The 6340-nt window shown below is 67.5% G+C and carries 10 protein-coding genes; all 10 read right to left on the reverse strand.

The window, feature by feature from the left end; genetic code table 11:
* The coding region (locus R4P08_RS18220) for a hypothetical protein (RefSeq protein ID WP_317815276.1) at positions 1–244 on the reverse strand (244 nt) is incomplete at its 3' end.
* Positions 241–390, reverse strand: coding sequence for a hypothetical protein (locus R4P08_RS18225; protein WP_317815277.1), 150 nt, complete (start codon positions 388–390; stop codon positions 241–243). The genes R4P08_RS18225 and R4P08_RS18220, both read right to left, overlap by 4 nt.
* Before the next feature lie 65 nt (positions 391–455).
* Positions 456–767 carry a hypothetical protein gene (locus R4P08_RS18230; protein ID WP_317815278.1) on the reverse strand — a complete coding sequence of 104 codons (312 nt, stop codon included), beginning with the start codon at positions 765–767 and terminating at the stop codon, positions 456–458.
* Positions 768–894: 127 nt separating this feature from the next.
* On the reverse strand, positions 895–1905 hold the full coding sequence (locus R4P08_RS18235; RefSeq protein WP_317815279.1) for an AAA family ATPase: 1011 nt from the start codon (positions 1903–1905) through the stop codon (positions 895–897).
* 361 nt (positions 1906–2266) lie between these two features.
* Positions 2267–2455, reverse strand: a complete 189-nt coding sequence (locus R4P08_RS18240; RefSeq protein ID WP_317815280.1) for a hypothetical protein — start codon at positions 2453–2455, stop codon at positions 2267–2269.
* Positions 2456–2780: 325 nt separating this feature from the next.
* Complete coding sequence (locus tag R4P08_RS18245; protein ID WP_317815281.1) at positions 2781–3059, reverse strand: hypothetical protein; 279 nt, start codon at positions 3057–3059, stop codon at positions 2781–2783.
* Between the two features lie 727 nt (positions 3060–3786).
* Positions 3787–4008: a hypothetical protein gene (locus R4P08_RS18250; RefSeq protein ID WP_317815282.1), complete on the reverse strand. Its 222-nt coding sequence runs from the start codon at positions 4006–4008 to the stop codon at positions 3787–3789.
* 51 nt (positions 4009–4059) lie between these two features.
* On the reverse strand, positions 4060–4674 hold the full coding sequence (locus tag R4P08_RS18255; RefSeq protein ID WP_317815285.1) for a hypothetical protein: 615 nt from the start codon (positions 4672–4674) through the stop codon (positions 4060–4062).
* Between the two features lie 156 nt (positions 4675–4830).
* Complete coding sequence (locus tag R4P08_RS18260) at positions 4831–5556, reverse strand: recombinase family protein (RefSeq protein ID WP_317815286.1); 726 nt, start codon at positions 5554–5556, stop codon at positions 4831–4833.
* Between the two features lie 360 nt (positions 5557–5916).
* The coding region (locus R4P08_RS18265) for a hypothetical protein (RefSeq protein ID WP_317815287.1) at positions 5917–6340 on the reverse strand (424 nt) is incomplete at its 5' end.

Consider the following 6340-nt stretch of genomic DNA (forward strand, 5'->3'; position numbering starts at 1 on the left):
CGATCTTCTCGGCCAACTCGTCAGCCCGCTTGCTGGCGGCGTCCTGCTCGCGCTCGAGCTGCCGGCGCTCGTGACGACTACGGCGGGATGACTCGATCTGTACCTCGGCATCGGCCAGCCTCTCGGCGCTCACCAGCTCGTCGGGCGTGACGGACTCACCACGGGTCAGTCGGGCACGGATCGCGGCCCATGCGTCGCGGAGGGTGGTGGTCTCGGTGAACTGCTCGGGGGTCTCGGTGCTCATCGGGCGGCCTTTCGGTAGAGGTGCGCGTGCCATGACGCGGGATCGGTCGGGGTCTCGGTGGTCGGGGTCGGTTTGCCGAACCTGCGGGCGTGCCACCCGGCGGGGCCGGTCGGCTCGTCCTGCTCGGGGGTCTCGGGGTCGGTCACTGGTTGTTCCTCTCGTCTCGCGCGAGGGGGGCTATTTCGCGTCCCTGTTTCGCGTTCGGGGGTTCTCATGCGGCTTTCCCGTCCTCGAGGTCGCGGCGTTCCTGCTCGGCGCGTAGGGCGGCGTTCTCGGCGGCTATCGCTCGGTAATCCGGTTCGGGCGGGGCGGTCATCATGTCGAGCGTTTCGGCCGGCCACTGCTCAGTGACAAGCGCGAGGACCAGGAGACGGCGCACCCATGACTCGGTTAGCCGCTGCGTCTGTAGCGCCATTTCGCGCGGATGCGTGGCGGTGAGTCGTCGCAACTCGGCCAGCTTTTGATGCGCTTGGGCTGCTGGTGTTCCGGCTATTGGCGGGGCGGTGGGGGTCTCGAGGCTCACGGGGCGGGGTTCCTTTCGTTGGTGTCCGGTGTCCGGTGTCCGCCGTCCCCCCTCTAAAGAGTGGGGGAACGGACGGACATGTCCGCGCTCATGTCCGTTTCGGGAAACAAGAGCGGACAAACGGACATCAGGCGGCAGGTGGGAGCTTGTAGAACGGGCGCATATCGGACCCCACGTTGACCAGAGAACCGTTCCCTACCAGCGTGTTTAGGCTTCTGCTGAAGGTTGCGGAGGGCATGTCTGCCGCGTCCCGTAGGTCGGCCTTGCTGGCACCGGTAGAGGCGAAAACGGACACAAAAACGGACAACAACTCACGTGCTCTACCGGCCATGTCCGCGTCCTGGCGGACACGGTGGACACCCAAAGTGGCGGACTTAGTGCCAGGCACATCGGAGAGGGTGAGGTCGTGCCGGTCCTCGGGCGGACCGTCCTTGCGCTTTGTGCGCTTGAGGGTGACGGCCGCGCCGTCTTTGGCGGTTTGGTAAACCGTGTCGCATCCGGCCTCGAGGGCGGACGATCCGCGCACGGTCCCGTTCTTTCCCGCGTGGTGAACGATGATCACGATTCCGCGACCGGACGGGGTGGCGGCCAATAGCCGATAAGCCGAATCCACGACGATGCCCATGTCTCGCGCGCTGTTCTCTTCTGCCCCAGCCGCGTTGCGGGCCAACGTGTCGATCACGACGACCGCAAACCCCTCTGCCTCGACGTGTGCGGCGAGTTCTTCGACCGATTGGGACTGGGTGAGGTTCACCGAACCGGGCAGGACAGAGAACCGCTCAGAGGGCACTTTGGTGCCCCACGCGGCTTCCCACGAGTCGAGCCGAACACTGATTCCCTGCGCACCCTCGGCGGCCACGTAGAGCACCCGGCCACGGTCCACGGTGCGGCCCTGCCACGGCTTCCCCGTGGCGATGCACGCGCACCAGTCAAGGGCCACGAACGACTTTGCGGACCCCCACGACCCGGCGAGCATGGCGACGGTTCCCCGGTCGAGCGTGTCCGCGATAAACGGTGTCGGCTGCGGGAGTCGAGCGAGGCCGGCGCGGTCCACGATGCGCGAGGCGAGGGACGGGCGGGCCGGTGCGGTCGGGAACTCGTGAACAGTCGCCAGGTACGCATCGAAGTCGGGGTTCACGCGGCACCCCTCACGCTGGCGCGGAGGGCCTGCCCCGCGAGCGAGAGTGCCGCCCGCTGCTCGGGCGTGATGTTGGGATCGCGCCACATTTCCCGGAGCAGGTCGAGCGCCGTCACTGTGTAAGGGTCCGGTCGGTCGACGTAGCGGTCCGGTCCACGGTGCGGATCACGCCGGCCAGAGGCCAGCGGCTCGCACCTCGAGGCGGCGTCCCGGTATCGCTTGTATGCGTTAAAGTCTGCGACGTTTCGATTATTGGGGGGCACGTTTCGCACCGTTTCTCCCTGATAGCCTCAGGGATAGAGATTCTTTTTCGACGCCCCGTGGCCTGCCAGCCGTAAGCGGGGCGTCGTTTTTTGTGGGGTCAGTCGGTGGCGGGTAGAGGCGCGAGCATCTGCTCGAGCTCGTCCATGTCGATCAAGGTCGTGGCGTGCGACCGGTAGCGAGTCAGGTGGCCGGCTGCAAGCCAGCGCCACACGGTTCTTTCATTGCGGTGGGCGACTGTGGCGGCCACGAATATCGGGACCAGTCGCCTAGGTGTCTGTGTCGGCATACGTCACAGACTGGCACTAGAGAGGGGGTGCGAAACGGCCCCGCGAGCGCTGGTGAACGTCGCCCGACGATGGGCCAAGAACCGCAGGTCAGCCAAGTTTCACTACTAGTGCCTACTGTGTGTGCGCGTTGGTTGATGTTGGCGTGTGTTGAGTCGGGCACGAGTAGTAGACGCGACGGCGCGTGGAGTGGAACGGCGAGCGAGACGAGAACCGGAAGCACGGGAGGATCAAACCGTGCGGCGGTGGGGTTCAGACCCGGGCAATCAAAGGTGCAGGAGTAACCGCCCCTGCCTTAGTGCAGGGAATGCGCGTCTATCTTTTCGACTACACAGGTCGCTCGGTGAACTGTTCCCATGTCCACGTCGAGACCTTGCGAGCGATACCCACAAGACGGCCGGCGCGTGGGTCGTCCAGGTCCACGCGCTCGGCTGCGAGTAGTTCCTCGACAACGGCCTCGGTGAACGATTCCAACGTGTCGTGATCCCACCGGACGGCGTACGCGTAGAACCGGCACCGGTCGAACGACGACATGCGCCCGCTACGCAGTAACCGGGCCTCGCGTTCGGGGAGGTCGCCTAGCCTCACGTGATCGCTGCCCGTCATGCGCCCATCCTCGTCTGTCCCCTCGCGCCTGTGCGCTCTTCTCTCGCCCTTCCCTTGCCCTTTCCCTCTCCTGTTCCTGCCCCTGCGGGACTCTCAGGCGGGCTAGTGGTGCGCGGCTCTTCGTTGGAAAGTAGGTGGGGGAGGGAGGGAGAGCGGTCCCTGTGCATCGGAACCACCTGGGGAAACGCGAGCGGCCCGCACCATCTCAGGTACGGGCCGTTTCGCGTCTCTTCGCCGGAGCCAGCGGAGCCGGTCGGTCGGTCGGTTGGTCGGGTCACGGGAATTAGTCGCTCACCCAAAGGCCGGGATGTGAATGCAGGTCCGCGCGTAACGCTGCGCCTGCGGTGCCCCGGTCGGGCTTTCCTTCTAAGTAAGCCGGGGGGCCTGCACTCTCGATCTGCCCAGGCCGCTCTAGTACCGGACACCGATGCTCTACGGTCCAGTCGGGGGCAGAGAAGTACGCCACCCTTTAACGGCCGGCCACCGGGTCCAAGCCGGGGGGAGACTGAATAGGTGCCTTTCGGCTGCAAGCCGCGCAACCTTAGCGACTCACCCACAGTCTGTGTTGACTGTCCACGTCTTCGCGGTATCGTGGTCCGCAGAGTTATTGAGCTTGAGAATCCCTCTGGAACCGGGCTGGCAGGCCCCCAGGGGGATTCTCTTATTTCGGTGTGCGGCTGACGCTACATAGAGGTGACGACGATCCCCCGTAGCTCGCGCGCGTGTCTCACGAGATAGCGCCGGTATCCCGCCGTCCACCCATGCGGTACGTGCTCGGGGCTTTCGCGGCGTAGTCCACGCCTTCGAGCGTGCGCGCGCGTGACCGCTCCATCTGTGAACGGGCGCGGGCCTCGGCGCGGGACCAGTCAATAGAGGCCGCGTCTTTCCCCTCGAGCGGGTCAGGCTTCTTCTTGCGGAGCTGGTCCCGGCGGATGCGACTCATACCCATGCGCCGATAGTCCCACGCGGGTCACCGGCCAGGAATGGGGCAACACCGGGCTTAGCCGGACTTCACTGCGTCCCACTTGCGCCGGAACCATCCGGCCTGCGGCCTACCGGCACCCGGCGCGGCCGTAGGCGGCGGCGTGGGGGCGGGGTGGGGTATCGGCATGGGTGTCGCCGGTTCGACCGTCTGCGGGGCACTGGGGGCGACTTCTCGTGGTGCTTCGATCATGCGGCGGTAAACGTCCCGCTCGCGTTCGGCTGCCTCGCGTAGTCGGCGCTCGGCGTCCCTCTCGACTGTGAGGACGCGGGCATCGGCGCGGACGGACACCAGCTCGAGGCGCAACCGTGCGAACTCGTCGGCGTCGGCCCGGTCCTCGAGGACGGGCACCGGATCGGGCAGGGTCGGCTTGCCCTGCCGGAACCCCGCGGCCCCTAGTGCCTCTGGCGCGATCTGCCACGCGCCGGCCTCGTCTTTGGTCGCCTCGAGACGCCCCGATTTGATCGCCTCGAGGATGGTCGAGCGTGCCGCCCCGGTCTCGCGTGCCGCTTGCGCTGCGGACCACTTGAGCGCGTTAGCGGACCACCGGGCGGTGCCGGTGTCGGCGGCGGGTGTCGGGGTGTCGGGCACGGCATGTAGCGGGCTGGTGTCGTGGCCGGTGTCGTCGATCATGTCGTCAGGGTGCCGCCCCTGCTCAGCGGGTGTCGATCGACACGCCGGGCGGCATGTAGCCGCCGGGTGTCGGGGCGGTGTCGGCGGTGAGTGTCGGGGCGCCTGCGTTGCGGGTCTAGGTTGCGCGATCCGGTGCAACAGCGGCACCCGAAACGGTTACACCTCGGCGGCGTCGGCGGCGGCCCGGAGCTGCGCGGCGTCCTGCCCTATGTAGACCTTGCGGACGCTCGCGGGGTGCCAGCGTGCGCCGCCCTGCGCGGTCGCCACCTCGTCCGCCATGAGTCGATCCGCGACGGCCTGCCACGTCGATCCGGCGTCCCGCTCGGTCACGATCCGGGCCACCACGGCGCGGTCGAGGGTCGAGGGTCGGCCTAGACGGACGCCCTGCGCACGCTTCACGGCGAGCGCGGCCTTGGTTCGCTCGCTCACGAGGTTGCGCTCGTACTCGGCGGCGGCGGCCATGTTCCCCAACATGAATCGGCCGGCGGCGGTGCCCGTGTCGATCTGGATATCGCACATGACCAACCCCCACCCCTCGGCGGCGGCCAGGGCGTCGAGGTCGAGGACACGGGCGGCGGAACGGCCAATGCGGGACAGGTGCGAGGCGACGAGTCGGGACGCTTTCCCCTCGGCCACGGCGTCGAGGGCGGCGGCCAGGCCGGGACGCTCGAGCGGGGACACTGTGCCGGATACGCCCTCGTCGGTGAACCATGCGACGACGTGCCACCCCTCGACCGCTGCGCGTGCCTCTACCGCGGCCCGCTGCGCGTCGAGACCTAGACCGGACACGGCCTGTTCCTCGGTCGAGACCCGGAGGTAACCCACCACGGCGTCGGCCGGTGCTGCGGGGCGACGCTTGCGGGGTTTGCGTGGCGCGGTCATGCCATCGACTTTAAACCATACGGTCGTTTGGTGTAAAGAAACATGCGGTAATCGTTCCCCAACGTGAACCGGCCAGCGGTCCCTTTTTGCGGCTCGTCCGGTCGAGGTCTCCCCTTTTGTGCGTGGTCCGGTCCCGTCGCAGGTGCCGTCCTTTTTGGCTGAGTACCGGGACAGTCGCAGGTCCGCGTCCCTTTTGTCCCGTGACCGGTCACGTTGCAGGTCAGAGACGAGAACACCCCCACTGCCTCGAGGGCAGTAGGGGTGTCTCGTACCGGCCACGGTTGCGCCGAACCGGGGACGGCAACGGCAGGGGGAACCGCACCGGGCGGCCCATCTTCCCGCGCTGCCGGGATCAGGGGGTTAGTAGACGCTGCCTCGGAGCTGGTCGAGACTGCGACGGCGTGCGGACTTGTCCGCGACGTGCGGCAACTTCTCTGCCACCACGCCGTGCCGGCGGTACTCGGTGCCGTTCCACGTCGGGGTGCGGTTCTGGTAGTTGGCGTGGCCGTAGATCACGCGGTCGCCCTGCGGATACGGCTTGTCCATGCTCGACACGACGGGCGCGCCTGCGCTGCCAACCTCGGCGGCGAGTGCGGTCACGGCCGCGTTGTGCGTCTTGGTTGCCTCGAGCTCGTCCTCGACCGTCCGCAGGTAGGACTCCCACGCTGCGGCCACACGCTCGTCGGACGCGGCACGGAAGTCAGGGTCGATCTTCTCGGCCAACTCGTCAGCCCGCTTGCTGGCGGCGTCCTGCTCGCGCTCGAGCTGCCGGCGCTCGTGACGA

It is taken from the genome of Rhodococcus sp. IEGM 1408 (assembly GCF_033142235.1).
Classification (GTDB): Bacteria; Actinomycetota; Actinomycetes; order Mycobacteriales; family Mycobacteriaceae; genus Dietzia.

What these genes read in the sequence shown, in the direction of transcription:
- R4P08_RS18245 (WP_317815281.1), bottom strand. Translation starts at nt 3,059, where the DNA reads ATGACGGGCAGCGATCACGTGAGGCTAGGCGACCTCCCCGAACGCGAG.
- R4P08_RS18260 (WP_317815286.1), bottom strand. Translation starts at nt 5,556, where the DNA reads ATGACCGCGCCACGCAAACCCCGCAAGCGTCGCCCCGCAGCACCGGCC.
- R4P08_RS18250 (WP_317815282.1), bottom strand. Translation starts at nt 4,008, where the DNA reads ATGGGTATGAGTCGCATCCGCCGGGACCAGCTCCGCAAGAAGAAGCCT.
- R4P08_RS18240 (WP_317815280.1), bottom strand. Translation starts at nt 2,455, where the DNA reads ATGCCGACACAGACACCTAGGCGACTGGTCCCGATATTCGTGGCCGCC.
- R4P08_RS18255 (WP_317815285.1), bottom strand. Translation starts at nt 4,674, where the DNA reads ATGATCGACGACACCGGCCACGACACCAGCCCGCTACATGCCGTGCCC.